At 61.4% G+C, this 24,961-nt stretch carries 23 protein-coding genes, 1 tRNA gene and 1 pseudogene; 14 read left to right on the top strand and 11 right to left on the bottom strand.

What is annotated here, in order from left to right:
- Positions 1–57 precede the first annotated feature (57 nt).
- The 4 genes and pseudogenes from HX824_RS28290 (at position 58) to HX824_RS28280 (ending at position 2,443) form a co-directional block, all read left to right on the top strand.
- Positions 58–390 carry a DUF2790 domain-containing protein gene (locus HX824_RS28290; protein ID WP_087693789.1) on the top strand — a complete coding sequence of 111 codons (333 nt, stop codon included), beginning with the start codon at positions 58–60 and terminating at the stop codon, positions 388–390.
- 49 nt (positions 391–439) lie between these two features.
- Positions 440–1,273, top strand: a pseudogene (locus HX824_RS33060) (PAS domain-containing protein); the annotation flags it as partial.
- A 108-nt stretch (positions 1,274–1,381) separates the two neighbouring features.
- Complete coding sequence (locus HX824_RS33055) at positions 1,382–1,813, top strand: methyl-accepting chemotaxis protein (RefSeq protein WP_371132413.1); 432 nt, start codon at positions 1,382–1,384, stop codon at positions 1,811–1,813.
- 54 nt (positions 1,814–1,867) lie between these two features.
- Positions 1,868–2,443 carry a flavin reductase family protein gene (locus HX824_RS28280; protein ID WP_177055696.1) on the top strand — a complete coding sequence of 192 codons (576 nt, stop codon included), beginning with the start codon at positions 1,868–1,870 and terminating at the stop codon, positions 2,441–2,443.
- Positions 2,444–2,607: 164 nt separating this feature from the next.
- Here the strand turns inward: HX824_RS28280 and HX824_RS28275 are convergent, their stop codons facing one another.
- On the bottom strand, positions 2,608–3,492 hold the full coding sequence (locus HX824_RS28275; RefSeq protein WP_177055694.1) for a LysR family transcriptional regulator: 885 nt from the start codon (positions 3,490–3,492) through the stop codon (positions 2,608–2,610).
- Positions 3,493–3,613: 121 nt separating this feature from the next.
- Here HX824_RS28275 and HX824_RS28270 point away from each other — a divergent pair, with 121 nt between their 5' ends.
- The gene (locus HX824_RS28270) at positions 3,614–4,984 is read left to right on the top strand and encodes an MFS transporter (RefSeq protein WP_218180532.1); all 1,371 of its coding nucleotides are present in this window, start codon (positions 3,614–3,616) and stop codon (positions 4,982–4,984) included.
- 121 nt (positions 4,985–5,105) lie between these two features.
- Here HX824_RS28270 and HX824_RS28265 read toward each other — a convergent pair whose 3' ends face one another.
- A complete protein-coding gene (locus tag HX824_RS28265) occupies positions 5,106–5,909 on the bottom strand; it encodes an AraC family transcriptional regulator (RefSeq protein ID WP_076014932.1) in 804 nt (267 codons plus the stop codon).
- 203 nt (positions 5,910–6,112) lie between these two features.
- Between HX824_RS28265 and HX824_RS28260 the strand changes: the two genes are divergently transcribed.
- From HX824_RS28260 to ddlA, 4 genes are read left to right on the top strand one after another with little or no spacing between them, the layout of a single operon-like run.
- Positions 6,113–6,667 (top strand): DUF2975 domain-containing protein, encoded by a 555-nt coding sequence (locus tag HX824_RS28260; protein ID WP_177055690.1) that lies wholly within the window; start codon positions 6,113–6,115, stop codon positions 6,665–6,667.
- Between the two features lie 7 nt (positions 6,668–6,674).
- Positions 6,675–6,890, top strand: a complete 216-nt coding sequence (locus HX824_RS28255; protein ID WP_010177071.1) for a helix-turn-helix transcriptional regulator — start codon at positions 6,675–6,677, stop codon at positions 6,888–6,890.
- A 40-nt stretch (positions 6,891–6,930) separates the two neighbouring features.
- Positions 6,931–7,569 carry a LysE family transporter gene (locus tag HX824_RS28250; RefSeq protein WP_177055688.1) on the top strand — a complete coding sequence of 213 codons (639 nt, stop codon included), beginning with the start codon at positions 6,931–6,933 and terminating at the stop codon, positions 7,567–7,569.
- 43 nt (positions 7,570–7,612) lie between these two features.
- Positions 7,613–8,707 carry a D-alanine--D-alanine ligase gene (gene ddlA, locus HX824_RS28245; protein ID WP_177055686.1) on the top strand — a complete coding sequence of 365 codons (1,095 nt, stop codon included), beginning with the start codon at positions 7,613–7,615 and terminating at the stop codon, positions 8,705–8,707.
- 227 nt (positions 8,708–8,934) lie between these two features.
- Here the strand turns inward: ddlA and HX824_RS28240 are convergent, their stop codons facing one another.
- Positions 8,935–9,663, bottom strand: a complete 729-nt coding sequence (locus tag HX824_RS28240) for a polyphenol oxidase family protein (RefSeq protein ID WP_177055684.1) — start codon at positions 9,661–9,663, stop codon at positions 8,935–8,937.
- Positions 9,664–9,686: 23 nt separating this feature from the next.
- On the bottom strand, positions 9,687–11,513 hold the full coding sequence (gene ggt / locus HX824_RS28235) for a gamma-glutamyltransferase (protein ID WP_177055682.1): 1,827 nt from the start codon (positions 11,511–11,513) through the stop codon (positions 9,687–9,689).
- A gap of 194 nt (positions 11,514–11,707) precedes the next feature.
- Between ggt and HX824_RS28230 the strand changes: the two genes are divergently transcribed.
- A complete protein-coding gene (locus tag HX824_RS28230) occupies positions 11,708–12,598 on the top strand; it encodes a bifunctional helix-turn-helix transcriptional regulator/GNAT family N-acetyltransferase (protein WP_177055712.1) in 891 nt (296 codons plus the stop codon).
- A 42-nt stretch (positions 12,599–12,640) separates the two neighbouring features.
- Here HX824_RS28230 and HX824_RS28225 read toward each other — a convergent pair whose 3' ends face one another.
- From HX824_RS28225 to rimJ, 4 genes are all read right to left on the bottom strand, one after another.
- Positions 12,641–15,049, bottom strand: coding sequence for a TonB-dependent siderophore receptor (locus tag HX824_RS28225; protein WP_177026467.1), 2,409 nt, complete (start codon positions 15,047–15,049; stop codon positions 12,641–12,643).
- Between the two features lie 75 nt (positions 15,050–15,124).
- A complete protein-coding gene (locus tag HX824_RS28220; RefSeq protein WP_256347059.1) occupies positions 15,125–16,057 on the bottom strand; it encodes a FecR domain-containing protein in 933 nt (310 codons plus the stop codon).
- A gap of 8 nt (positions 16,058–16,065) precedes the next feature.
- Complete coding sequence (locus HX824_RS28215; RefSeq protein ID WP_003217834.1) at positions 16,066–16,581, bottom strand: sigma-70 family RNA polymerase sigma factor; 516 nt, start codon at positions 16,579–16,581, stop codon at positions 16,066–16,068.
- Positions 16,582–16,614: 33 nt separating this feature from the next.
- Positions 16,615–17,199: a ribosomal protein S5-alanine N-acetyltransferase gene (gene rimJ / locus HX824_RS28210; protein WP_177055678.1), complete on the bottom strand. Its 585-nt coding sequence runs from the start codon at positions 17,197–17,199 to the stop codon at positions 16,615–16,617.
- A gap of 145 nt (positions 17,200–17,344) precedes the next feature.
- Here rimJ and HX824_RS28205 point away from each other — a divergent pair, with 145 nt between their 5' ends.
- Complete coding sequence (locus HX824_RS28205; protein WP_177055676.1) at positions 17,345–18,385, top strand: DMT family transporter; 1,041 nt, start codon at positions 17,345–17,347, stop codon at positions 18,383–18,385.
- An 81-nt stretch (positions 18,386–18,466) separates the two neighbouring features.
- Here HX824_RS28205 and HX824_RS28200 read toward each other — a convergent pair.
- Both HX824_RS28200 and HX824_RS28195 read right to left on the bottom strand, forming a co-directional pair.
- Positions 18,467–18,543, bottom strand: a tRNA-Met gene (locus HX824_RS28200).
- 269 nt (positions 18,544–18,812) lie between these two features.
- Positions 18,813–19,133: a DUF6124 family protein gene (locus HX824_RS28195; protein ID WP_177055674.1), complete on the bottom strand. Its 321-nt coding sequence runs from the start codon at positions 19,131–19,133 to the stop codon at positions 18,813–18,815.
- 426 nt (positions 19,134–19,559) lie between these two features.
- Between HX824_RS28195 and HX824_RS28190 the strand changes: the two genes are divergently transcribed.
- Positions 19,560–20,777 carry an MFS transporter gene (locus tag HX824_RS28190; protein WP_063033153.1) on the top strand — a complete coding sequence of 406 codons (1,218 nt, stop codon included), beginning with the start codon at positions 19,560–19,562 and terminating at the stop codon, positions 20,775–20,777.
- Between the two features lie 114 nt (positions 20,778–20,891).
- On the opposite strand, the gene HX824_RS28185 is transcribed toward HX824_RS28190, so the two are convergent.
- Positions 20,892–21,437: an RNA polymerase sigma factor gene (locus HX824_RS28185; RefSeq protein WP_003208348.1), complete on the bottom strand. Its 546-nt coding sequence runs from the start codon at positions 21,435–21,437 to the stop codon at positions 20,892–20,894.
- 263 nt (positions 21,438–21,700) lie between these two features.
- Here HX824_RS28185 and sctW point away from each other — a divergent pair, with 263 nt between their 5' ends.
- Together sctW and sctV are read left to right on the top strand one after the other, a co-directional pair.
- Positions 21,701–22,795 (top strand): type III secretion system gatekeeper subunit SctW, encoded by a 1,095-nt coding sequence (sctW, locus tag HX824_RS28180; RefSeq protein WP_008430704.1) that lies wholly within the window; start codon positions 21,701–21,703, stop codon positions 22,793–22,795.
- A complete protein-coding gene (gene sctV, locus HX824_RS28175; RefSeq protein WP_177055673.1) occupies positions 22,792–24,888 on the top strand; it encodes a type III secretion system export apparatus subunit SctV in 2,097 nt (698 codons plus the stop codon). The genes sctW and sctV overlap by 4 nt, the downstream gene beginning before the upstream one ends.
- Positions 24,889–24,961 lie beyond the last annotated feature (73 nt).

Below are 24,961 nucleotides of genomic sequence, written 5' to 3'. Positions count from 1 at the left end.
TGGTTAGTTATTCTTGCTCTGAACTTTTAATTCAATAAGTCAGACGAGGACGCCCTCATGAATACCCTGAAAACCACTGTCGCTGCATTGGCCCTGATCGTTTCCGCCGGCGCGATGGCCGAAGGTGGAGGCGACCGCACCTTCGCCCAATTGATGCAAAACAATGAGCAAGCCATGGCCGCCTACGCCGCCAGAAAGGGCAAGCCTGCGCCCGAGGTGCTGGTGTATCGCTACGGCATGAAGCTGGACATTGCCAAGGTGGTGAATGTCACGCCGCCGATCCGCTCGTGCAGCGCGGTGCCGTCACGCATGACCTACGAAGACTCCACCGGCAAGCTCAACACGCTCCACTACCAAGTGATGGGCATCTGCCGTAACAACGGCAGTTGAGGGGCTGAAAAAATATAGTTGGGCAATGGGCTAAAGCTCTCTTAAGAAAATGCCGGCAGCGCCGATGCAGGTCAGATCCCGCCCTCATTTGCCCACCGGTGCCTCCATGTTCAACACCCGTCTCAAGCAGGAGCTGTCTGCTCTTCGCGAAGAATTATCCAGTTTGCAGCAGGTCAAGGAGAGCCTGGAAAGCGAAATGATGGCCCTGACCCTGGATCCCGAAGGGCGCATCGAGTCCGTCAATGCCATCTTCCTTCAAGAGATGGCTTACCAGGCAAGCCAGCTGCAAGGCCGCCTGATCGAGGATCTGGTGCCGGCGCACGTCAAGCACGACACCTTTCAACTGCGCTTCACGAACGCCCTGGTGCGTGGCGAACACTTCGCCGGTTCCGTACGCCTGATGCGCGGCAACGGCGATGAGGCGTGGCTGCGCTCCATCGTGCAACCGGTGCGTGGCAGTGACGGGCGTATCAAGCATATTTCGATGTACTCCAGCGACCTGACCCGCACCATCGAGGCGTCCCGCGAGCACGAAAACCTGATCACCGCGCTGGTGCGTTCCACGGCAGTGATCGAGTTCGACCTCAACGGTAATGTGCTGACGGCCAACGACCGTTTCCTCAACGGCATGGGTTACAGCCTGGCGCAGATCCAGGGCAAACATCACCGGATATTCTGTGAGCCGCAGGATGCCGGCAGCGTCGAGTACCAGCAGTTCTGGAAGCGCCTGAACGCCGGTGAATTCGTCGCGGGGCGCTTCAAGCGGGTGGACAGCCACGGGCGGGTGGTGTGGCTGGAGGCTTCGTATAACCCGGTGCTCGACGCCAACGAGCGGCTGTACAAAGTGGTCAAGTTCGCCACGGTGATCACCGACCAGGTCAACCAGGAACAGGCCGTGGCCGACGCGGCCAACATCGCCTACAGCACCTCGCTGCACACCGACAGCAGCGCCCAGCGCGGCACCACCGTGGTCACCCAGGCGGTGGAGGTGATGCGCGACCTGGCCAAGCACATGGAGCAGGCGGGTGAGGGCATTGAAGCGCTGAACGCCCAGTCCCAGGTGATTGGCAGCATCGTCAAGACCATCAGCGGCATCGCCGAGCAGACCAACCTGCTGGCACTCAACGCCGCCATCGAAGCCGCCCGCGCCGGTGAGCAAGGCCGTGGTTTTGCGGTGGTGGCCGACGAGGTTCGGCAACTGGCGTCGCGTACCAGCAAGGCCACCGAGGAAATCGTCGGCGTGGTGCGCCAGAACCAGGACATGGCCCGCGATGCAGTGGCGCTGATGACCGATGGCCGCCTGCAGGCCGAGCAAGGGCTGGCATTGGCGGCCGAGGCGGGCACAGTGATCGTCGAGATCCAGGACGGCGCCCAGAAAGTGGTCAGCGCTGTAGGGCAATTCGCCAATCAACTGAGCAGCTAGTCACCCGGGCTCATGCTTGAGGTATCGTAGGTTTTTTTTCCGAGCCTTTCGTCCATGAGCCCTAACCATCGCCGTCCCGTCCCGCTGTCCAAGGCCTACCGCTTGCTCAACCACGGCCCGACCGTACTGGTCAGCGCCGCGCACAACGGCCAGCGCAACATCATGGCTGCGGCATGGGCGATGCCGCTGGATTTCGAGCCGCCCAAAGTCGCCGTCGTGCTGGATAAGGCCACCTGGACCCGGCAACTGCTCGAAGGCGCCGGCACTTTCGTGCTCAACGTACCGTGTGCGGCCCAGGCCGATATCGTGCAGACCGTGGGCAACACCACCGGCAGCGAGACCGACAAGTTCGCCGCATATGGCTTGCAGACGTTCAGCGGCGAACACGCCGAAGCGCCGATGCTTGAAGGCTGCGTGGCGTGGCTGGAATGCCGCTTGCTGCCGGAACCGCATAACCAGCAGACCTACGATCTGTTCCTCGCCGAAGTGGTGGCCGCCCAGGCTGATGAGCGCGTATTCAGCGACGGTCGCTGGCATTTCGAAGGGCAGGATGCGCTGCGTACCTTGCACCATGTGGCGGGCGGGCATTTCCTGACGATTGGTGAGCCTATTGATGGGCGACAGCTTTAAGCCCAGTGCCAATTCTTCCGGTACAGCCTGGTTTTGTGGCGAGGGAGCTTGCTCCCGCTGGAGCGCGAAGCGGTCCCATTGTTTCCTGCCAATACACTTGGTCGGTAGATATACGACTGCTGCGCAGCCGAGCGGGAGCAAGCTCCCTAGCCACAAAGGTTGTGTTACCACTGGGTTTTGCTGAGCGCCTCGGCAAACGCCATCAACTTCGGCGAGTACTGCCGCGATGGCGGATACACCAGCGATATCGCCCGACTGCGCCCGGCAAAGTCCTCCAGCAAGGGCACCAGGCGCCCGGCCGCCAGATCTTCCCGCACCGCAAAGTCCATCACCTGGGCGATGCCGAATCCGCCCAGCGCACCGTCCACCAGCGCATCGCCGATATCAAAGATCAACCGCCCCTCGACACTCACGTCCTGCACCCTGCCATCGAGCATGAACTGCCAGTCCACCAGCCGGCTGGTGCGCAGGTTGCGCACGGTCAGGCAATTATGGTCCTTGAGTTCATCGACGGTCTGCGGCGTACCAAAACGCGCGAGATAAGCCGGGGCGGCGACGGTGACCCAGCGCAGCGGTGGCAGTGCCCGGGCGATCAGGCGTTGGTCCTGGATGTCGCCGGTGCGCAGCAAGGCGTCAAAGCCTTCGTCGACGATGTCCACCAGGCGGTCGGTCATTACCGCTTCAATGCGCAGCTCGGGGTATTGCAGGGTCAGCTCGCCGATCACCGGCATCACCACCTTGCGGCCAAACAACGAGGGCGTGCTGATCTTCAGCAAACCGGACGGTGAGGCACGGCGGTCGAGCATTTGCCGCTCGGCTTCGGCCAGTTCCGCCAGCAGCGGCGCGCTGCGTTCATACAGCATCTGCCCGTCGGGCGTGAGGCTGACGCTGCGGGTGTTGCGTTGCAGCAGGCGCACACCCAGCTGGTTTTCCAGCCGGGAAATGGCCCGGGACAAGCCCGATTGGGTCAGCCCCAGGTCTCCGGCGGCGCGAGTGAAACTGCGGGTTTCGGCGACGCGCACCAGCAGGCGAACAGCATTCAGATCCATGATTAAAGTCATTACTGAAAGAGTGATAGGGCTATTTATCATCTGTTGGGCATGAAAGAAACTGGCGCCTCTCATTTTCAGGCAGGACGCTGTGATGTCTTCTTCTCGACCCTCTGGCTGGATGCTGTTGCTGCTGGCAACCGCGCAACTGATCATCGCCCTCGACGCGACCATTGTGTTTGTCGCGCTGCCGCAAATCGGCAGCCACCTGGGTTTTTCTGCCCAGCAATTGCAGTGGGTGGTCAGTGCCTACAGCGTGGCGTTTGGTGGCTTCCTGTTGCTGGGCGGTCGGGCGGCGGACCTGTTGGGCAAGCGGCGCTTGTACATGCTTGGCCAGTCGCTGTACGCGCTGTCTTCCCTGGCGGCGGTGCTCGGTGGCAGCGCCTTGCTGCTGGTGCTGGCGCGGGCGGTGCAGGGCGTGGGCGGCGCGCTGTTGTTCCCGGCCACGCTGGCTCTGATCAACACCCACTACGCCGAAGGGCCCGCGCGTAATCGGGCGTTTGCCGTGTGGAGCGCGGCGTCTGCGGCGGGCCTGGCATTGGGCGCGTTGCTCGGCGGCGTGCTGACCCAGGCCTGGGGCTGGGAAGCGGTGTTCCTGGTGAACGTGCCGTTGGCCGGCGCCTGCGCCCTGGCGGCGCGCTACTGGATTCCCGCCGATGGCGAGCGGGCCCGCGGGCGCAACTTTGATATCAGCGGTGCGTTGACCGTGACGCTGGGCGGCACCTTGCTGGTGTTCTCCCTGGTGCAGGGGCCGGAGTGGGGCTGGGCGGCGCCGTCGACCCTGGGCTGCATGGTCCTGGCGTTGGTGCTGCTCGGGTTGTTTGGGTGGATTGAACACCGGGGCCGTGATCCGTTGATGCCGCTACGCTTGTTGGGCTATCGCGAGTTGCGCATGGCCATGGTGTTGACGGCGGTGTTCATGAGCAGCTTTGGCGTGCAGTACTACTTTCTGGCGGTGTACTACCAGCAGGTCTACGGCTACAGCGTGTTGCAGGCGGGGTTGGCGTTTTTGCCGGCAACGCTGGTGTGCACCGCGGGTATCTGGCTGGCGGAGCGTTCATTGGCGCGGCTGGGGTTGCGCAACACCCTGGTCAGCGGCCAGTTGGCGGGCGCGGTGGGTATCGCTTTGGTATGTGTGGCGTTGCCGACGGGGGCGGGGTTCTGGTCGTTGCTGCCGGGGATTTTCATCCTGAGTATTGGCCAGGGCATGACCTGGACGGCGATGTGGGTGGCCGCCGGGCTGGGCATCCGGCCGGGCGAGCAGGGCGTGGCGGCGGGCATGGCGTCCACCAGCCAGCAGATTGGCGGTGCGTTGGGGCTGGCGTTGCTGGTGTCGTTGGCGAACGCCGGTGGGTCGACGGGCGCGGCGCAGGCGGGCGGGATTGAACTGGCGTTGTGGTGGAGCGCGGCGATTGCCCTGGCGGGGGCGGTTCTGGCGTTAGCACTTAAAGAGCGCGCTATAGAGTCGGATGCGATTTCAGCAGCGACATAAATCAACTGTAGGAGCTGGCTTGCCTGCGATGGCGGAGTGTCAGCCAACAATTTATTAACTGACCCACCGCCATCGCAGGCAAGCCAGCTCCTACAGGTTGATCGCGTTTCAAGGCGGGATTTCAGCGCCCGAGCATCTTTACCCAGCGCGACGGTGGCATGCCGAAAGTGCTGCGGAACTGGCGGGTCATGTGGCTCTGGTCGGTGAAGCCGGCGGTCAGTGCCGCATCTACCAATGACTGGCCCTGGCCCAGCAGGCTGCGCACCAGGTCCAGGCGGCGCATGGTCAGGTAGCGATAGGGGCTGGTGCCGAACAACAAACGAAAATCCCGCGACAACGCCCAGCGGTCGCGGTTGGCGTATTCCGCCATTTCATCGAGGGTAATCGGCCGGCCCAGGGCACTGTGGATAAATTCCCGTGCGCGCTCGGCGGCCCGGTAGTCGAAGGTCTTGCGATTGACCGTGATGCCCGACGCGTTATTCAGCGCCTGGGCCAAGTCAAACATCGCGTCCTGTTCCTGCAGCGGGTCAATCGGGCAATCCAGGCTTTGCAGCAACACTTCACTGGCGCGGTACAGCCACGGGTCGCTGGACAATCCGCCGGGGATGAACGGTAACGGCTTGCCGCCGAGCACCTGCTGGATCAGCGCCGGCTCCACGTAAATCATCCGGTATTTGAAACCTTCCTCGCTGCCGGCCCAGCCGTCATGCACTTCATCGGGATGGATCACCATGGTCCGCCCCGGCAGGCTGTGGGTCATGCCGCCGCGATAGTGAAAGCTCTGCACACCGAACAGGGTACGGCCGATGGCATAGGTGTCGTGGCGATGGGGGTCGAAGCCAAACCCGGCAAAATACGCCTCGATGCGCTCCAGGCCACTGGCGTGGGGCGCGCGGTGCAGCCAGTCGAGAGAGGGTTTGATCATGGTGTCAGTCGCAGGTCGGGACGCAAATACGTTACCCCAGTGTGACCGGGCTGTCTGCTGCGGTCTTGAACGATTGTGCCACTGCTGAAATTTTGGGGGGCAGTATCGGTTTTGTGTTCAGGTATCGCTAATCATTAAAAAATGATTGTTTTACGATAATTAATCGTTTATTTTTCCGCCTCAAATTTCTGAGAGGCTTACCTATGAATTCCCAACGTCTTGCCCAGCTCAGCCAGCGCATGGCATTGCTTACCCTGTTGTTGATCGTCGCCATACTGCTGCTCAATACCGCCGCGTGGCTTTACCCGGTGCAAAGCGCTTCGTTCGGGTTTGGTTTCGCCCTGAGTGGTCAACAGATCGAGGGACGGGCGGAGATCGTTGCGACGTTCCCTTGGTGGCAGACACTGGGCGGCGTCCTGCTCTCCAGCATTCCCTTGATGGCGCTGGTGTCCGGTTTGAATCATTTGCGCCAGCTGTTCCAGAACTATGCTCGTGGGGAGTATTTTTCCAGCGACGCCGCGCAGCACTTGGGTAAAGTAGGCCGGGCCGTGGCACTGTGGGTGTTGCTGGATTTTCTGTGTGAGCCCTTGCTCAGTGTCTGGGTCACGATGAACGAGCCGGTTGGCCAGCGGCTGCTCACCTTGAGTTTTACCCCGCCCAGCATCGTGGCGCTGTTTCTCGCCGGCTGCATCTCGGTGATCGCGCGTATCCTGTGGCAGGCCAGTGAAGTGGATTCTGAAAACCGCACGTTTGTTTGAGAACAGCATGTCTATTGTGATTGAGTTGGACGTTATGCTCGCCCGGCGCAAGGTCAAGTCCAAGGACCTGGCCGCCGCCATTGGTATCACCGAACAAAACCTGTCATTGCTCAAGCAAGGCAAGGTCAAGGGCATACGGCTGGCGACCCTGGATGCAATCTGCAAGTATCTGGAGTGTCAGCCGGGCGACCTACTGGTGCATGAACCCGAACCTGAGCTGTAAACGGCAAGGATCTTTAATTCCCTGAAGGATGGATCAACCGATGCTTTTCCCAAGCCTGCCGTACGCCGCGCCTCTTCTGTCGCTGGCCTTGCTCTGGACCGTCGCGGTCGTGACGCCAGGCCCGAATTTCTTCAACACGGCGCAATTGGCCGCCAGTTGCTCACGCCGCCATGGCGTGGTGGCGTCCGCAGGCGTGGCCACCGGCACCGTGATGTGGGGCCTGGCCGGCGGCTTGGGGATCAAGTCATTGTTTACCGCAGCGCCGATGTTGTACCTCGCGTTCAAGATCATCGGCGGCTGCTACCTGATTTACCTGGGGTTGAAACTGTTCCGGCGCTCGGCACCGGCCATGGCCCAGAACCTGTTGCCCGACGAACTACGGCGCTCGTTGTTTTCCGCCTGGCGGCTGGGTTTATTGGGCAACCTGTCCAACCCCAAGGCGGCGCTGTTTGTCGCGACGATCTTTGCGTCCACCATGCCCCCATCACCGTCGCCGATGCTGCTGACCCTGGCCGTGATCACCATGGCGACGCTGTCATTCAGTTGGTATTCCTGCGTGGCACTGGTGTTTTCCAGTGAACGGATGGCCAACGTCTACAGCCGCTCGCGCAAGTGGCTGGACCGGTTTGCCGGTGGTTGTTATGTGCTGTTCGGCGCCACGCTGGTAGCGAATCGCTGACGGCTCATGGTAAGAAGCCTTACTTTCAAATGTGAGGCCGATCATGAGCAAGCTGCGGGTAGGGATTATTTTTGGTGGCCGTTCGGCCGAGCATGAAGTGTCGCTGCAGTCGGCGCGCAACATCGTCGATGCGCTGGACCGTTCGCGCTTCGAGCCGATCCTGATCGGCATCGACAAGGCCGGCCACTGGCACCTCAACGACACCTCGGGTTTCCTGCTCAACGAAGAAAACCCGGCGCTGATCGCCCTCAATCAATCCAATCGTAAACTGGCGGTCGTGCCGGGTAAGGCCAGCCAGCAACTGGTGGAAACCTCGAGCCAGGCCTCATTGGAACACGTCGATGTGATCTTCCCGATCGTCCACGGCACCCTCGGCGAAGACGGCTGCCTGCAAGGCCTGCTGCGCATGGCGGACCTGCCGTTTGTCGGCTCCGACGTGCTGGGCTCGGCGGTGTGCATGGACAAGGACATCAGCAAACGCCTGCTGCGGGATGCCGGGATTGCCGTGACGCCGTTCATCACCCTCAACCGCAGGAATGCGGCGCGTACCACCTTCGACCAAGCGCAACAGAAACTCGGATTGCCGATGTTCGTGAAACCGGCGAACCAGGGATCGTCCGTGGGGGTGAGCAAGGTGGGCAGCGAGGCTGAATATCACGCTGCTGTAGAGCTGGCACTTGGGTTTGATGAAAAGGTGCTGGTGGAGTCGGCGGTAAAAGGCCGGGAAATTGAATGTGCCGTGTTGGGTAACGAGAACCCCATCGCCAGCGGCTGCGGCGAGATCGTGGTGCGCGACGGGTTCTATTCCTACGACAGCAAATACATTGATGACCAGGCAGCCCAAGTGGTAGTGCCGGCGGATATCAGTGTTGAAGCCAGCGAGCGCATTCGTGCGTTGGCCATCGAAGCGTTTGAAACCCTGGGCTGCGCCGGGCTGGCACGGGTGGATGTGTTCTTGACGGATGAGGGCGAGGTGCTGATCAACGAAATCAACTCGTTGCCTGGGTTCACCCGCATCAGCATGTACCCGAAGTTGTGGCAGGCGGCAGGCATGAGCTACAGCGAGCTGGTGAGCCGCTTGATCGAGCTGGCGCTGGAGCGGCATGCGGCGCGTAAGGGGTTGAAGATCAGCCGGTGATTTTTACGGCGTTAGACTTGGGAGCGCCGATTACTTTTTCATGAGCGCGACTCCATTGTGGCGAGGGAGCTTGCTCCCGTTGGGCTGCGCAGCAGCCCTGAAAACTGAGTTTGGTGCTCTTGCTGAAAAAAACGCATCAACTCATTCTGGGGGCGCTTCGCACCCCAGCGGGAGCAAGCTCCCTCGCCACAAATATGGTGTTGCCGGAGAGGCTCTATTCGGCCGCTTTATCGTTGCGTTTTTCGCGAAATCCACGAATACAACAACGTCTTCCTCTCCGTACTGTCATGGGTCCTTCTGCGATAACTCGCAAACGCCGGCGAGCTGCAATACGTACACACTTCGCTTACCTCAACCTGCTCACGTTTTATCCCTGCCGCCTCCAGCAAGATCAGCGCATAGCGGCTCAAATCAAACCACGCACTCAAGGCCTGCCTGGGTTCTGGCGGCTGAATCTCCGGTGCCAACAAAGGCCCCGGCTGCTCGAACGTCCACGGCGCATTTCCATCCCGCCACAAATGCCCCTGACTCGCCTGCAACTGCGCCACAAACTCGCCACTCACCTCATAACAACAAGGCTTGATCGAAGGCCCAATCGCAATCCGCAACTGATCCAACGCGACACCCTCGGCGGTAAACCGTTGCATGGCATTGGCGATGATCCCGCCTTGCAGTCCTTTCCAGCCGCCATGTATCGCCGCGACAAATTCCCCGTCCTCCGAGGCCATCAGCAACGGCAGGCAGTCGGCGGTAATCACCGCAATCGGCTGCAGATCCCGGCTGAAAACCCCATCGGCTTCAACCGTATTGGCGGCGAGCTCCGGGCGCCATTCAATGGTCGTGGCGCTGTGCACCTGCTTGCAGATGAACACCTCGTCAGGCCGCAACGGATCGTCAATCGAACAAAACCCATGATCGACGCCCATCAGGGCGCCGAGGTTATTTGCCTTGTGCACGCGCAGCTCTCCAGTGAGTCAACTCAATCCCCCAGCGCTTCGCCTTCACGGCGTGGATCAGCCCCGCCGATCAACGACGCTTTGCCCTGCGCATCGCGCACCCGGACAATCGCCTGGGCGCCGCTGGTCATGTCGATTTCGCTCAGGGCGTGGCCCTTGTCTTTCAGCGCCTGTTTCAACGGTGCGCTGAATAAACCGGTTTCCAGCTCGGTCGCGCCGTTGCGGCTGCCAAAGTTGGGCAGGCCGACGGCCGCTTGCGGGTCGAGGTTCCAGTCGAGCATGGCCACCAGGGATTTGCTCACATATTCGATGATCTGCGAACCGCCCGGCGAGCCAACGGTGGCCACCAGCTCGCCGCTTTGACGATCAAACACCAGGGTCGGCGCCATGGACGAACGCGGGCGCTTGCCCGGCTCGATCCGGTTGGCCACCGGCTGGCCGTTCTCTTCGGGGATGAAGGAGAAGTCGGTCATCTGGTTATTCAGCAAAAAGCCCTGGACCATCACATGGGAACCGAACGCCGCTTCCACCGTAGTGGTCATCGACACCGCGCCACCCACGTCATCCACTGCCACCACTTGCGAGGTGGAAATGCGCAGCGGCGAGCGATCCGGCGCATAGGCCACTTCAATCCCGGCCGGCTTGCCCGGCTTGGCGATGCCCATGCTGCGCTCACCAATCAACGCAGCGCGGCTGGCCAGGTAATTCGGAGCGATCAATCCGGCAACCGGCACCGGCACGTAGTCCGAATCGGCCACGTACTGGGCGCGGTCGGCGTAGGCCAGGCGGTCGGCTTCGGCGATCAGGTGCACCGCTTCGGGCACCGGCTCCAGGCCTGCCGGGGAATCGGTTTTCACCGGCTTCAACGGCGCGAGGGCCATGCGCGGGTCACGGGCTTCCAGGGCCTGCAATGTGCCGAGGATCTGTGCAATAGCAATCCCGCCCGACGACGGTGGCGGCATGCCGCAGACTTTCCAGCGCTTGTAGTCAGTGCACAACGGCGCCCGCTCAACCGCGCTGTAACCCTTGAGGTCGGTCAGCGTCAGGCTGCCGGCGTTGCTGTTGCCCTGCACCTTGCGGGTGATTTCTTCGGCAATCGGGCCGTAGTACAGCGCATCCGGCCCTTCCTTGGCGATGCGTTTGAAGACGTTGGCCAGCGCCGGGTTTTTCAGCAGCGTACCGGTGGCCTTCGGGCTGCCGTCGGCGTTCAGGAAGTACGCGGTCATTTCCGGCGAGCGGGTGATGTAGCGGTCGGCGGCAATCAGGCTGTGCAAGCGCGCAGAAATCGGGAAGCCCTGTTCAGCCAGGCGAATGGCCGGCTCGAATAAGGTTGCCCATTGCAGATGGCCGGTCTTTTTGTGGGCCATCTCCAAGGCGCGCAACACGCCTGGAGTTGCCACGGACCTCCCGCCAATCTGTGCCTCGGGGAAGGCCATCGGCGTACCGTCGGCCTTCAGGAACAACCGCTCGGTAGCGCCCGCCGGTGCGGTTTCGCGACCGTCGTAGGCGTGCACCTGCTTGCCGTCCCACAGCATGATGAACGCACCGCCGCCGATCCCGGACGACTGCGGTTCCACCAGCGTCAGTACGGCCTGCATGGTAATCGCGGCGTCGATGGCCGAGCCGCCCTTGCGCAGGATTTCCCGCCCGGCTTCGGCGGCCAGCGGGTTGGCGGCGGCGGCCATATGGCGCTCGGCGTGGCGGGTGCTCATGTCGGTGCGATAGCCCGAGCCGAGCTCCGGGGCGGGCGGCAGTTCAGGCGCGGTGGCGCTGTGGCAGGCGGCGAGGGTGAGGGCGGCGGTGATCAGCGAGAGGGTGGTAAGGCGTTGGCGGTGGAAAATCGAAAGCACGCGATGACTCCGTTCATTTGAGAATGATCTGTTGTCCGTGGGGAGGGAATGTACCTCAGTGATTTGCTGGAAGGGAGATTGATCTGCATATGGTTGTTCGATACAACTATATCTCTTCATTCGGGCAAGAGGTTTTCCACGTGAACCGTTCCAGGCCAGACCTTATCGATCAGATCCGCTGTGCCTCACGCCTCATGGTGCGAGAGCTGGGTTTCATGCAGCCGAAGTTGGCAGCCAGCCGTTATCCACCGTCGTCGGTGCACACGATTGTTGAAATCGGCGAGCGTGGCGCATTGACGGCGGCTGAACTGGTCACCTTGCTGGGCCTGGAAAAATCCTCGGTGAGCCGCATGGTGCGCAAGCTGATCGAGGCGGGCGAGCTGGAAGAGTTTGCCAACGAGGACGATGCCCGCTCGAAAAAGCTGCGGCTCACCACACGAGGCCAGAAGACGTTACGCGACATTGAAACGTTTGCCCGGCGCCAAGTGGGCGAGGCGATTGGCGACTTGTCCAGCGAACAGCAACAGGCCGTCAGCCGCGGACTTGATCAGTACGCCGCAGCCCTGCAAACCCAACGCACCGGCGCCCGGCAGCCAAGGCACTACAGCATTGCCCGTGGCTACCGGCCTGGGGTGATTGGGCGCATCGCGCAGATGCACGCGGAGTACTACGCCAAGCATGCGAATTTTGGCCAACCATTTGAAAGCCTGGTGGCGGCGGACATGGCCGAGTTGATGGGACGCCTGGCCAACCCGCGCAACGAAGTGTGGGCGGTACTGGATGGGACGCAGATTGTAGGTTCGATTGCCATTGATGGCGAGGGCGAAAACGGCGAGGCGATCTTGCGCTGCTTCATCCTGGACCCGTCGGCCCACGGCCAGGGTTTGGGTAAACGGCTGTTGCAGGAGGCGCTGGATTTCTGTGACGGGCACCGGTTCCCGGCGGTGCGGCTGTGGACGTTCAAGGGCCTCGATGTGGCGCGCAAGCTCTATGAAAACGCGGGCTTTGTGCTGGAGTCGGAACAGGAGGGGCAGCAGTGGGGCAAGTCGGTGGTGGAGCAGTGTTTTGTGCGGCACGCTGTTTGACGCAACAGCGCCCCATGTCACGGGGCGCTGGCGCCTGGCCGGTTAAAAGTCCCAGCGCGTGGTGAGCATCACATTGCGCGGGGTGCCGTAGTAGGCCGTGTTATAGAACCCGATGTTGGTGTAGTACTGCTTGTCGAACAGGTTGTTGACGTTCAGCGTCGCGGAAAGATGTTCGCTGACCTGATACTTGGCCATCGCGTCCACCACCCAATACGCTTCCTGCGAGAATTCTTCGTTTTGCGCCTTGGGCCGGTTGTACACCACTTGCCAGCTTCTGCTCTGCCAGCGTGCTCCGCCGCCGAGGGTCAGGCGGTCCAGCGGGCCCTTGAGCTTGTACGAGGTGAAGAAGCTGAGCTGGTCCTCCGGCTCCCAAGTCGAAGCCTTGTCGCCATGCTCATCCCGCAGGATCTTGTGGGTGTAGCCGGCCTGGGCCTGCCAGCCCGGCGCCAGCTCGCCGGACATCTCGGCCTCGAAGCCCTTGGTCTTGGCCTTGATGCCTTTTTCGGCATAACCCAGGGACGGATTGGTAGGCGCGGCGTTGTATTCGGCGTCCGGCTCCGCGCGGTTGGTTTCATGCACTTCGAAGTAGGCCACGCTGGTGTTGAGCCGGCCCTCGAAGAACTCGCCCTTGAGGCCGGTCTCGTAGTTCTTGCCTTCATCCGGTTCCAGCAATTTGTTGTTGCGGGAGCGGCTGTAGCTCGACGGCATGAAGATGTCGGTGTAGCTGGCATACGCGGTGAAGTTGTCGTTCAGGTCGTAGGTGACCCCGGCGTAGGGCACCAGCTTGCCGGTCTCGGTGGAGTCGTCGTCGCCACGCAATTTGTAGTTGGCCACGCGGCTGCCGAGGAACAGGTTCAGGTCGTCCGTGAGGTTGAAACGTGCGGCCATGTAGCCGGCGGATTGCCGGGTGGTGGCGTCGATGGTGCGGGTCGGCGCGCCCCAGTCTGGCTCCGGCACATTGCCGTCGAAATTCCAGAAATCGATCTGGTTGTTGCCCACATAAGTGGGGGCGCCGTAGTCCTTTCCGGTCCAGTGGGAGTTCGAGGCCGACGCGCCAATCACCAGTTCATGGGTACGGCCCAGCAGGCTGAATGGGCCGCTGGCGTAGACATCGCCCGAGTCGGCGCGGGTATTGCCGGTGAACTTGTTCGCGTACAGGGACGACAGTCCGGTGGCGGGGAACGGGCCACTCATGATCGAGCCCAGGGGCGCGTCGTAGCCCATGATTTGGTGGGTGTATTGGCCCTTGATCACCCAGCCATTGTCGAAGTTATGCTCGAGGGTGGAGAACGCGCTGCGGGAATACTGCTCCCAACGGCTCCACTTGGCGCCGTTGTTGTAGGAGCGTTTCACGTCAATGCGGTTGCCGCTGCGGTCGAACAGCGCACGGCTGCCGGACCAGCCCGAGCCTTGCGGGTCGCTGTTCTGGTAATCGAAGCCGACGGTGAGCAGGGTGTCTTCGGTCAGGTCGGCTTCCAGCGTGCCGAAATACACATTGGTGTTGCGCTGGTAGTGGTCCATGAACGAGTGCTTGTCCTGATACGCCGCCACCGCGCGGCCACGCACGTTGCCGCTGTCGGTCAGCGGGCCACTCACGTCGATCTGGGAGCGATAGTTGTCCCAACTGCCGGCGCCGAGTTCCACGCTGGCCTTGAAGTCGCGGGTGGGCTTTTTGCGGATCAGGTTGATCGTCGCGCCGGGGGCGCCAGCGCCAGTCAGCAGCCCGGTGGCGCCCTTGAGAATTTCCACGCGGTCATAGATCGCCATGTCGGTCAGGGTCTGGCCGGACGAATAGGCGGAGTTGCGCAGGGTAGGAATGCCGTCGTACTGGAAGTTCTCCACCGAGAAGCCGCGTGCGTAGTAGTTATTGCGCTCGCTGTCGAAGGTCGACACGGTGATGCCCGGCGTATGGCGCATCACGTCATCGATTGAGGTGAGCGCGAAGTCATCCATATGCTGGCGCGTGATCACGGTGATCGACTGCGGGGTTTCCCGTGGGGTCAGCACCATGCGCGTGGCGGTGGCGATGGTGCCCGGAGTATAGGAACCACTGCCTTCGGTGATAGTGCCCAACTGGTTGGCAGTGATCTCTGTGGCGCCCAGCGACAGCGCGCTGCCGGCTACCGGCAGGCTTTCCAACTGATAGCCATCGGCATTGCCGGTTGCGGCGAAACCGGTGCCGGCCAGCACCTGCGCGAACCCGTCCGCCACGCTGTAGCTGCCGCGCACACCGGGACTGTTCAACCCGGCCACCTGTTGCGACAGGAACGAAATCGGCACACCGGCGGCCTGGGCGAAGCGGGTCAGTACATCACCGAGTTTGCCGGGCGCGATGTCGAACGCCTGTACCTGCTGTTGCGCGTAAGCCAGGCCCGGCACCGCCAGCGGCAGGCAGCCAAGCAACAGTCGACTGGCCAGTAACAGGCCGCCGCGTGTGGGGGTTGAAGACATGTTATCGGTGCTCCTTTGGATGTTGGCCAAGGAAAGGACGCGGTAAAACCGAAAACACGCAACGCTGCGTAAGAATTATCCGGCGGGGACTTTCAGGCGCACACGCGTGAGCCACGGGGTGTACGTGCTGACCTCAATCGGCAGGGTGCGCGTGAGCAGGCGCAACGCGCGGTCGCTGTCGTCCGTCGGCAGCATCACGGTCACCCGAATGCCTTGCAGCGCCTTGCGATCGAACATCAGCACACCCGGGCGATGCCGCGCCAGGCGCTCAAGCACATCCGCCAGCGGCTCGTCATTGGCCAGCAACTGGTGGGCCGTCCAGGCTTGCTGCTGCGCCTGCACATCGACACTTTTCGGCGTGCCCGGGCCGTTTGCATCCAGGCGCACTTGCTCGCCGGGGCCGAGGGTGATCGTGTGCCCGGCACTGTCGATGCGGGTTGAAGATTCGAGCATCTTGACCACCGTGGCGGTGTCGCTGAGTTCGACGATAAAACGCGTACCCAGGGCGCGAATGCTGCCCTGCGGAGTGTCGACATAAAAAGGCCGCTGGGCATCCTTGGCCACCGCCACCAGGAGTTCGCCGTGCAGCAGTTGCACGCGGCGTTCGCTAGCGTCCAGGTGCAGGTTCACGGCGGAGTTGCCTTCCAGTTGCAGGTCACTGCCGTCGGCCAGCAGCGTTTGGCGCCATTGGCCACGGTCGGTGCTCAGGTCGGCGAACAGATAGCCACGTTGCTCGTACTGGTACGCCGGCACCCCCGCGAGCAGCAGGGCCAGGGCGAGACACTTGACCAGCGTTGCCCCTTGGCGAGGCTGCCGGGCCCGGCGCAATGCGGCACGGGCCGGGGCTTGTTTGAGAGGCAGCAAGTGGCCCTGAAGGCGGGCAATGGCTTGCGGGTGCTGCGGGTCGGCGGCCAGCCAGGCGCGAAACGCCTGTTCGTTGGCGGCATTGCCTTCGTGATCCAGCCGCACCAGCCATTCGGCGGCCTGGCGCAGCACAGCGTGGGGCATAGGCTGGTTCATGGCTGGGCGCACGCATCGCACGCCAGCAAGGCTTCCACCAGATCGTTCTGTACTGTGCGCACCGAGACACCCAGGCGCTGGGCGATTTGCGCCTGGTCCAGGCCTTCGAGGTAACGCAGGATGAAGGTGTCGCGGATCCGCTTGTGCATGCGTGCCAAGGCCCGGTCGATCGCCTCAAGCATTTGCGCGGCTTGCAGGATCTGCTCCGGTGAAGGCGCCTGTTCAAGGTACGCGGCGCAGCGTTCGAGCTCTTCGCGGTAGGCCTGTTCCAGGCGTCGGCGGCGGCCATTGTCCATCAGCAACCGGCGCGCGATGGTGGCCAGATAAGCCCGTGGCTCACCCGGCGCCACGTAAGTACCCGATGCCAACAAGCGTACGAAAGTGTCTTGCGCCACGTCGGCCGCCTGATGGGAGCAATGCACACGACGCCGCAACCAGGTCAACAACCAGCCGTGGTAGCCGCGGTACAGCGCATCGAGCGTAGGAGCGTCGGTGGGCGAAGACAGCTTCATGAGAGAGAATCGTAAGTGAGAATTAATCCCATTCTAGTGGTTTAAAACTTCGGGCTGCAATAGACGGTCGCTTGCCGGATTGATCAGTGCCGTTAACACATGGTCCGCCCAGACCCCGTTGATCCTCAGATACGCCCGCGCCTCGCCCTCTTTTTCAAACCCCAGCCGTGCCAGCAGGCGCGCACTGCGCTCATTCTCTGGGCGGTAGTTGGCTATGATTCGGTGCAGCTGCATGGCGTCGAACACATGGGCAATCGCCGCCGTCAGCGCTTCGTGCATCAAGCCTTGGCCTTGGGCGGATTCAGCCAGCGCATAACCCAAGTGGCAGGCCTGAAACGCACCGCGCACGATGTTGCTGAAGTTGCAGGCGCCGATGATTTGGTCCTGGCTGAATATCAGCAGGTGCAACGCTTCGCCGCTGGCGGTTTTGTCGGCCATGGCGTGGAGGCGTTCGGTGATGGCGTCCGGTTCAAAAAAGGCGTCGTCACGCGAAGGCTCCCAAGGCTGCAGAAAGGCGCGATTTTGCAGCAGGTACATTTGCAGGGCGCGAGCGTGGGAAGGGTGGGCGCCCAGCAGTAAGAGGCGGTCAGTGCTGATGCCGGTAGCGGGGAATGTCATGCGTCACCTTCTTGTGGTTTGCCAGCCGGGCTATCCTGCCGCTTCAGTCGTACAGAATCCAGCCAGGCTGGCATTCACATAATTCTTACCCGGGCACGGCTATGATGCTCGTCCTTATGCAATAAGCCTGACAGGGCAACCCATTATGAATGTGAGCGTTCTCTACGCGTTGGCTGCTGCGGCGTTGTTCGGCGCCAGCACTCCGCTTGCCAAGCTCTTGGGGCTGGATACGCCGCCCATCCTGTTGGCAGGGCTGCTCTATCTGGGCAGCGGCCTGGGCCTGGCCATCGTTCGGTTTGCTCGCGACCACGGCTGGAAACGGCCCGGGCTTGCAGCCGGAGAGTGGCCCTGGTTGGTGGGCGCCATTGTCTTTGGGGGCGTGCTTGCGCCTGTGGCGCTCATGTACGGGCTCACCCGCACAGCGGGCGCCACCGCATCGCTGATGCTCAATCTTGAGTCGGTGCTCACGGCCGTGCTGGCGTGGGTCGTGTTCAAAGAGAACGCAGATCGCCGCATCGTGATCGGCATGATCGCTATTGTTCTGGGCGGGATCGTTTTGTCATGGCCGCAAGGGACGGCGACGGCACATGATTGGACGGGGCCGCTGGCCGTGGCGTTTGCCTGTTTTTGTTGGGCCATCGACAATAACCTGACCCGTAAGGTCTCTGCCTCGGATGCGCTGTTTATCGCCGGCAGCAAAGGCTTGGCGGCGGGTGTGGTGAATTGCTGTTTGGCGTTGGCCATCGGGTCGCAACTGCCAGCGGTGGCCACGCTCGGGTCAACCATGGTGGTTGGGCTGCTTGGGTATGGCGTGAGTCTGGTGCTGTTTGTGCTCGCTCTGCGCGGGCTTGGCAGTGCGCGCACCGGCGCCTATTTTTCCACGGCTCCCTTCCTGGGCGCGGTCATCTCGATCCTGATCGTGGGCGAGTCAGTTTCGCTGATGTTCTTGCTCGCGGCCGCCTTGATGGCCATCGGGGTGTGGATTCATCTGATGGAACATCATGCGCACGAGCATCAGCACGATCCCCTCATGCACGGTCATCGCCATACACACGATGAGCACCACCAGCATGTGCATAACTTTGCGTGGGACGGTACCGAGCCACATAGTCATGCCCATGAGCACGCACCGATCCAGCACAGTCATGCGCATTTTCCCGATGTGCACCATCGGCATAAACACTGACGTCTGTGGGGCAATAGGGCGGTTTACTTTTCTTCAGGCATAAAAAAACGGCCTACCTTTCGGTAAGCCGTTTTTAGTACTTGGTGGCTACACAGGGACTTGAACCCCGGACCCCAGCATTATGAATGCTATGCTCTAACCAACTGAGCTATGTAGCCAAGTGGCGCGCATTATTCGCGGAGAACGGGAATGCGTCAAGCGCTTTTTTTGAAAATTTATCTACGCTATCAACTGTTTAACGGGAAACACCGGGTTTGGTGACGAGCGGTTGGGGTTTGCGCAGATCCCAAGGCAGCGAAGATCAAAAGGTGGGAGCGGGCTTGCTCGCGAATGCGGTGTGTCAGTCAGCAGAGGTATTGGCTGGTCCACCGCCTTCGCGAGCAAGCCCGCTCCCACATTTGATCTGCGGTGTTCTGGCGTTCGCGCGTCAGGTTTTGCGCGGGTGCAGGCACTCTATCGAGCGATCCACCATGGCTTTGGCCATTTCCAGCAGGTGCCACACGGCAAGCACTTTGGCACGCTCGGGGCTTTGCAGTTGTTCGCCACAGTCGAGCGCGGTGGCCGAGGCGCTGTGCAGCAGGTCAGCAGTGAAGAGCAGGGAGTCTTCGAAGCTGATTTCGTCGCTGATGGCGTAGAAGTTTGTCGAGGGTTGCGGCGGGTCGGTGGGCAGGTAGTGGTCGAGCGCTCGGTTGAAGGCGGCGCGGTCTTTGGCTTGGTCACGGGGTGAGTCGGGGACGATCTTGAACATGGTGTAGCTCCTATTGACCTGAAGAAGCTGCCACCTTCGCTGCTAAACGTAGGGTGGCGGCTGTACGCGGGTTAGCAGACCAGTCAATAGGAAAACCGGCGCACCCGAAGGTGCCCCACGCACAGCCACCATAAAACGTGACCGTAGAACGTGTGCCTATTGAGTTCAGGCTGCTAAACCCGATCACTGAAAACCAGCGACGGACCGAAGACTAGCCACCGACTCCCCCAGGCACAAGGCCGAAAGATTCTCTAGGAAACGTCCCGCAAATTAAAGGGATTCATCTTGCTGGCCCTTTACAAACCATGACCGCTGCATCGATTCATCTACTCGTTAGCCTGCTAACGGGATAGCCTTCCTGCACCCAAAAGTGGCACATTGTCGCACCTGCACCTGTGCATCCATCTGCTGTACGGAAAACCTCCCATGGCTCTGAGCAATTCCCAGCCCTCCGTGGCTACGGCGCCTGCCGCCGGGCAAACCAGCCCGTTGGTGATGCGTGTAATCGGCGCGGTGGCGCTGGCGCATTTGATCAATGACTTGATCCAGTCGGTACTGCCCTCGATCTACCCGATGCTCAAGGCCAATTACGGCCTGACGTTCACCCAGGTCGGCCTGATCACCCTCACGTTCCAGCTCACCGCGTCCCTGCTGCAGCCGTGGGTGGGTTATTACACCGATCGCCATCCCAAGCCGTACCTGTTGCCCTGCGGAATGATCTGCACGCTGGTGGGCATCCTGATGATGTCCCAGGTGGGCAGCTTTCCGTTGATCCTGCTGGCGGCGGGGTTGATCGGCATCGGCTCGTCGACCTTCCACCCGGAAGCCTCCCGCGTGGCGCGCCTGGCCTCGGGCGGGCGTTATGGTTTGGCGCAGTCGACGTTCCAGGTGGGCGGTAATGCCGGCTCGGCCTTCGGCCCGTTGCTGGCGGCGGCGATCATCATTCCGTTCGGCCAGGGCAATGTGGCCTGGTTCGGCCTGTTCGCGGTGTTTGCGTTGTTTGTGCTGTATGCGATCAGCCGCTGGTACGCCCACCACTTGAACCTGTTCAAGCTCAAGCAAGGCCAGGCGGCCACTCACGGCCTGTCCAAGGGCCGGGTGCTGAGCGCGCTGGTGGTGCTGGGGCTGCTGGTGTTTTCCAAGTACTTCTACATGGCCAGTTTCACCAGTTACTTCACCTTCTACCTGATCGAGAAGTTCGACCTGTCGGTGGCCAGTTCCCAGCTGCATCTGTTCCTGTTCCTCGGCGCGGTGGCGGCGGGCACGTTCTTTGGCGGGCCGATTGGCGACAAGATCGGCCGTAAGGCAGTGATCTGGTTTTCGATCCTCGGGGTGGCGCCGTTCACCCTGATTCTGCCCCATGTGGACCTGTTCTGGACCAGCATCCTGAGCGTGGTGATCGGCTTTATCCTGGCCTCGGCGTTCTCGGCAATTGTGGTGTATGCGCAAGAGTTGGTGCCGGGCAATGTGGGGATGATCGCCGGGGTGTTCTTCGGTTTGATGTTCGGTTTTGGCGGGATCGGTGCGGCGCTGCTGGGGCACCTGGCAGACATCCACGGCATCGAGTACGTGTACACGCTGTGCTCGTTCCTGCCGCTGTTCGGGGTGTTGGCGATTCTGTTGCCGCGTACCAAAAAGGCCTGATACCAGATCAATCGAGTCGGGCAGATATCCCTGCTGCCCAACGCTTGCGTCAAACGGGTAAATCAACTGCTCCTGCAAAGGGTGTCGGCGTTGCGCCGGTGCCCTGATTTACGCCTACAGCGGGTTGTAGGTGGCCCGCTTCAGATGTTCGCGCGCCCGGGACAAACGTGAGCGCACGGTGCCAATGGGGATGTCCATGGCGTCGGCGGTGTCCTGGTAGCTGCCGTCGGTCTCCAGTGAGGCGTACAGCGTTTTACGCATTTCCAGCGGCAAATCCGTGATCGCCCGCAGGGTTCTTTCGAGCTTGCGGTTGACCTCGAACTGCCAGTCCAGGTTGTTGTTGTCTTCCTGCCCATGCCACAGCGCCTCATCGAACTCGCAATGCACCGGCTTGGCATACATGCGCCGAAAGTGATTGCGGATCAGGTTCTGGGCAATCCCGCACATCCACGTGCTGACGGTGGCCTGGCCGCTGAAGCGGTCTCGGCTGCGCCAGGCCTCCAGGTACGTCAGTTGCAGAATATCGTCTGCATCTTCCGGGTTGAGTACGCGTTTATGAATGAAGCGCCGGAGTTTCTTGTGGTGGTCTTCCGACAGGTTCTGGATGGAGCGGTGCGGGTCAGGTGTAAGGTGAACTAAAACATCGATAGGGATATCCATGATTTTTTCCTCAGGGTAGACACGGTCGAAATGATTTCGACGGGAACCCTCTTAGCACTGCCTGTGCCAAGGGAAAAAAATTCATAAGCAATTGATTTATATAAATAAATATCTTGTTTCCAGGCTTTTTTGTGCAAGGTTTTGCACAAGTGGCTGCGGGCGCGTGCCGATCTTTTCACATGCCCGGTATCGTCGATAAACATGGAACCGTAACGGGATTGCCAGCCACACAAGGAAACGAAACTTCCTGTCCAGGCATCTCCATGAAACTTGATCCTTCTATTGATGTGCAAAAAAACCAGAGCCTGGATCAGCCTGTTCCAGCGAGTATTGATAACCCGCCAGTTCGCCAGGCACCCGCCGGGACGGCGGTCGACAATTTCGAGGCGCTGTTCGGCCTGGAGGTTGAACTCAACAGCAAGGCCTTGAGCCGGCGTATGTTGGGGCTGGGCGTGACGCCTGTGGCGCAGTTGACACAACTCTATGAGCAACTGGGCCATCCCGCTCAGGCAACACTGGCGACCATTGCGCGCTCCATCAGGGTTCAACTGTTGCTCAAGCCCAGCCTCGAGAAGTTGCTGGAGCTGACAGGAAACGACCCGGCCCGTACGTTTGTCGTACTCAAGCAGGTGGCTGCGCAGGCACAAGCTGAAGCGCGTACCTCCGAGGCGGCGCTGGCCAGCGATGCCCTGGCGCGGCTGGAGGTCCGCTTCAAGCCGCAGATCCAGGCCGGCTTGAACATCGCGCAGGCCTTGCAGGCAAGCAGTGACGACCCGAGTTTGCGGCAGGCGGTACGCAGTGTGTATTACGCCAGCGTGGTCGCCCGGCAATCGCTCGCCAGCATGATGCAGGCGCTGTTGGGGTTGTTCGGTGGCGATGAGTTTGGCCGCGGGTTGAAATTGATGCGTCGGGCCCTGGCAGACGACATTGCGGCGTATTGCCCTTCGCTCCCCACCGCCCAGCTGCGCACCTTGCTGTTGGGGTTGAGCAGTTGTGGTCAACTGGGCAGTGTGCTGGCCAGCTGCCGTGACTTGATCGATCGGCTGGCCGTATTGCACCCCGAAATTGATCGGGACACCGTAGCGCTGCTGCAGCGCATTCTCGGTTACGCGGGCACGGGCATCGCGTCTGCCGAAGTCCAGCGCCTGGCCTGCGAGTTGGGTGGGCCGGCATCATCCGTCCAGATTGTTTCGCTCAATGCCCTTTACCCCGTGCTCGGGAGCCTGCCCCTGGCGTTGTGGCGCGACAGCAAGGGCCGCCAGGAAGCGTTGCACAATTTCATGGTGGTAATGGATGAGTACGCTCGCATCGAACGAGGCTCCCGGCATGTCGGCGCGCTGCCGATAAACCACTCATGAGTGCGCTGCGGGCAGTCAACGCGATACTGCTCAAGGTTGCACAACGCGCCGAGGTGCTGGGTGCGGTCGTGATCCTGGGCATTGTGTTCATCTTTATCGTGCCGTTGCCGACCTGGCTGGTGGATATCCTGATTGCCGTCAACATTTGCATTTCGTGCCTGTTGATCGTGCTGGCGCTTTACCTGCCCGGGCCGCTTGCGTTTTCCTCGTTTCCGTCGATCCTGCTGTTGACCACCATGTTCCGCCTGGCGTTGTCGATTGCGACCACGCGCCTGATCCTGCTGGAGCAGGACGCCGGTGACATTGTGGAGGCCTTCGGCAACTTCGTGGTGGGGGGCAACCTGGCGGTGGGGTTGGTGATCTTCATGATCCTGACCATCGTCAACTTCCTGGTGATCACCAAGGGTTCGGAGCGTGTCGCCGAAGTGGCGGCGCGCTTCAGCCTGGATGCCATGCCCGGCAAGCAGATGTCCATCGACAGCGACTTGCGTGCCGGCCTGATCGATGGTGGACAGGCGCGCGACAAACGCGAGCAGTTGTCCCGTGAGAGCCAGCTGTTCGGGGCGATGGACGGGGCCATGAAGTTCGTCAAGGGCGATGCCGTGGCCGGGCTGATTATCGTGGTGATCAACTTGCTGGGCGGGTTCAGCACCGGCATGTTCCAGCATGGCATGAGCGCCGCCGACTCCATGGCGCTGTATTCGGTACTGACGATTGGCGATGGCCTGATTGCGCAGATTCCCGCACTGCTGATCTCCCTGACCGCCGGCATGATCATTACCCGTGTAGCACCGGCCGGGGCGAATAAAGGGGCCAATAACATGGGCGCCGAAATCGCCCGGCAAATGACCAGTGAGCCCAAGAGCTGGATCATTGCTTCGATCGGCATGCTGGCTTTTGCAGCGCTTCCGGGCATGCCGACGGTGGTCTTTATCCTCATTTCGCTGATGACGGGCTCGCTGGGTTATTACCTCATGCGTCAGCGTCAAAAGCAGGACGCGCCCGCAGATGCGGCGGCTGACGCCGTCCCGGCGGAGATCAACGGTGACGAAGACCTGCGCGCCTTTGATCCATCCCGGCCTTACTTGCTGCAGTTTTCATCGGGCCTGCAGGGCTCTGACCGAACAGCGCAAGTGGTTCATGGCATTCGCCAGGCCCGAAACCGCCTGGTTGCCCATATCGGCCTGACACTGCCGCCGTTTAACGTCGAGTTTATTCCCGCCTTATCCGACGATGAGTTTCGCTTTTGCGTGCACGAAGTCCCTGTGATCAAAGCTACCTTCGGTGATCGGGTCGCGGTGGAATCGGCGGCGCTGGGCGTCGAGCCACAAGCAGGTACCCAGGGTCTGGCGGAGCGAGACGAGCAAGACTGGTTATGGTTGGCGCCCGATGATCCGCTGCTCGACGATGCACAGCTTGAACGCCATACCGCCCATGACTTGATCATCGAGCGCATGACACGCGCGATGCTGCTCAGCGGGCCGCAGTTTCTCGGTATCCAGGAGTGCAAGTCGATTCTCAGCTGGCTCGAGTTCAACCAGCCGGAGCTGGTTCAGGAGCTGCAGCGGATCATGCCGCTTTCGCGCTTCTCTGCCGTGTTGCAGCGCCTGGCCAGCGAGGGCGTTCCGCTGCGGGCGGTGCGGTTGATTGTCGAGTCGTTGATCGAGTACGGCCAGCATGAGCGTGAAGCGGATGCCCTGGCCGACTATGCGCGAATCGCCCTCAAGTCGCAGATTCTGCACCAGTACAGCGAGGCTGATGGCCTGCACGCCTGGTTGTTGTCACCGCATACCGAGAATGTCCTGCGCGAGGCGCTGCGCCAGACCCAGACCGGGGTGTTCTTTTCCCTCGACAACGACAGCAGTGCGACGCTGGTGAGCTTGCTCAAGCAAGCCTTTACCGTGCGGGCCAAGAGCAAAAGTGTGCTGCTGGTTGCGCAAGACTTGCGCAGCCCCCTGCGGACATTGCTTGTGGAAGAGTTCAACCATGTGCCGGTGTTGTCGTTTGCCGAGTTGGGCAGTTCGTCGAAGGTCAAGGTGCTGGGGCGGTTTGACCTGAGTCATGAAGATCTGCTGCGTGGGGCCGTGGCATGAGTACTGTTTTGGCGATTGCGCATTGCCTTGAAACGGACGGTGCTGCGTGGGGCCGGTTGGTCCGTGCGGCCAT

Origin of the sequence: Pseudomonas sp. D4002 (assembly GCF_013385665.1) — a bacterium.
In the GTDB taxonomy this organism is placed as follows: domain Bacteria; phylum Pseudomonadota; class Gammaproteobacteria; order Pseudomonadales; family Pseudomonadaceae; genus Aquipseudomonas.
This window is presented reverse-complemented; position numbering and strand designations above follow the sequence as displayed.

Bases quoted from the DNA above. Each gene is read 5' to 3' on its own strand.
- HX824_RS28290 (WP_087693789.1), top strand. From the start codon at position 58: ATGAATACCCTGAAAACCACTGTCGCTGCATTGGCCCTGATCGTTTCC.
- HX824_RS33055 (WP_371132413.1), top strand. From the start codon at position 1,382: ATGCGCGACCTGGCCAAGCACATGGAGCAGGCGGGTGAGGGCATTGAA.
- HX824_RS28280 (WP_177055696.1), top strand. From the start codon at position 1,868: ATGAGCCCTAACCATCGCCGTCCCGTCCCGCTGTCCAAGGCCTACCGC.
- HX824_RS28275 (WP_177055694.1), bottom strand. From the start codon at position 3,492: ATGGATCTGAATGCTGTTCGCCTGCTGGTGCGCGTCGCCGAAACCCGC.
- HX824_RS28270 (WP_218180532.1), top strand. From the start codon at position 3,614: ATGCTGTTGCTGCTGGCAACCGCGCAACTGATCATCGCCCTCGACGCG.
- HX824_RS28265 (WP_076014932.1), bottom strand. From the start codon at position 5,909: ATGATCAAACCCTCTCTCGACTGGCTGCACCGCGCGCCCCACGCCAGT.
- HX824_RS28260 (WP_177055690.1), top strand. From the start codon at position 6,113: ATGAATTCCCAACGTCTTGCCCAGCTCAGCCAGCGCATGGCATTGCTT.
- HX824_RS28255 (WP_010177071.1), top strand. From the start codon at position 6,675: ATGTCTATTGTGATTGAGTTGGACGTTATGCTCGCCCGGCGCAAGGTC.
- HX824_RS28250 (WP_177055688.1), top strand. From the start codon at position 6,931: ATGCTTTTCCCAAGCCTGCCGTACGCCGCGCCTCTTCTGTCGCTGGCC.
- ddlA (WP_177055686.1), top strand. From the start codon at position 7,613: ATGAGCAAGCTGCGGGTAGGGATTATTTTTGGTGGCCGTTCGGCCGAG.
- HX824_RS28230 (WP_177055712.1), top strand. From the start codon at position 11,708: ATGGTGCGAGAGCTGGGTTTCATGCAGCCGAAGTTGGCAGCCAGCCGT.
- HX824_RS28225 (WP_177026467.1), bottom strand. From the start codon at position 15,049: ATGTCTTCAACCCCCACACGCGGCGGCCTGTTACTGGCCAGTCGACTG.
- HX824_RS28220 (WP_256347059.1), bottom strand. From the start codon at position 16,057: ATGCCCCACGCTGTGCTGCGCCAGGCCGCCGAATGGCTGGTGCGGCTG.
- HX824_RS28215 (WP_003217834.1), bottom strand. From the start codon at position 16,581: ATGAAGCTGTCTTCGCCCACCGACGCTCCTACGCTCGATGCGCTGTAC.
- rimJ (WP_177055678.1), bottom strand. From the start codon at position 17,199: ATGACATTCCCCGCTACCGGCATCAGCACTGACCGCCTCTTACTGCTG.
- HX824_RS28205 (WP_177055676.1), top strand. From the start codon at position 17,345: ATGAATGTGAGCGTTCTCTACGCGTTGGCTGCTGCGGCGTTGTTCGGC.
- HX824_RS28195 (WP_177055674.1), bottom strand. From the start codon at position 19,133: ATGTTCAAGATCGTCCCCGACTCACCCCGTGACCAAGCCAAAGACCGC.
- HX824_RS28190 (WP_063033153.1), top strand. From the start codon at position 19,560: ATGGCTCTGAGCAATTCCCAGCCCTCCGTGGCTACGGCGCCTGCCGCC.
- HX824_RS28185 (WP_003208348.1), bottom strand. From the start codon at position 21,437: ATGGATATCCCTATCGATGTTTTAGTTCACCTTACACCTGACCCGCAC.
- sctW (WP_008430704.1), top strand. From the start codon at position 21,701: ATGAAACTTGATCCTTCTATTGATGTGCAAAAAAACCAGAGCCTGGAT.
- sctV (WP_177055673.1), top strand. From the start codon at position 22,792: ATGAGTGCGCTGCGGGCAGTCAACGCGATACTGCTCAAGGTTGCACAA.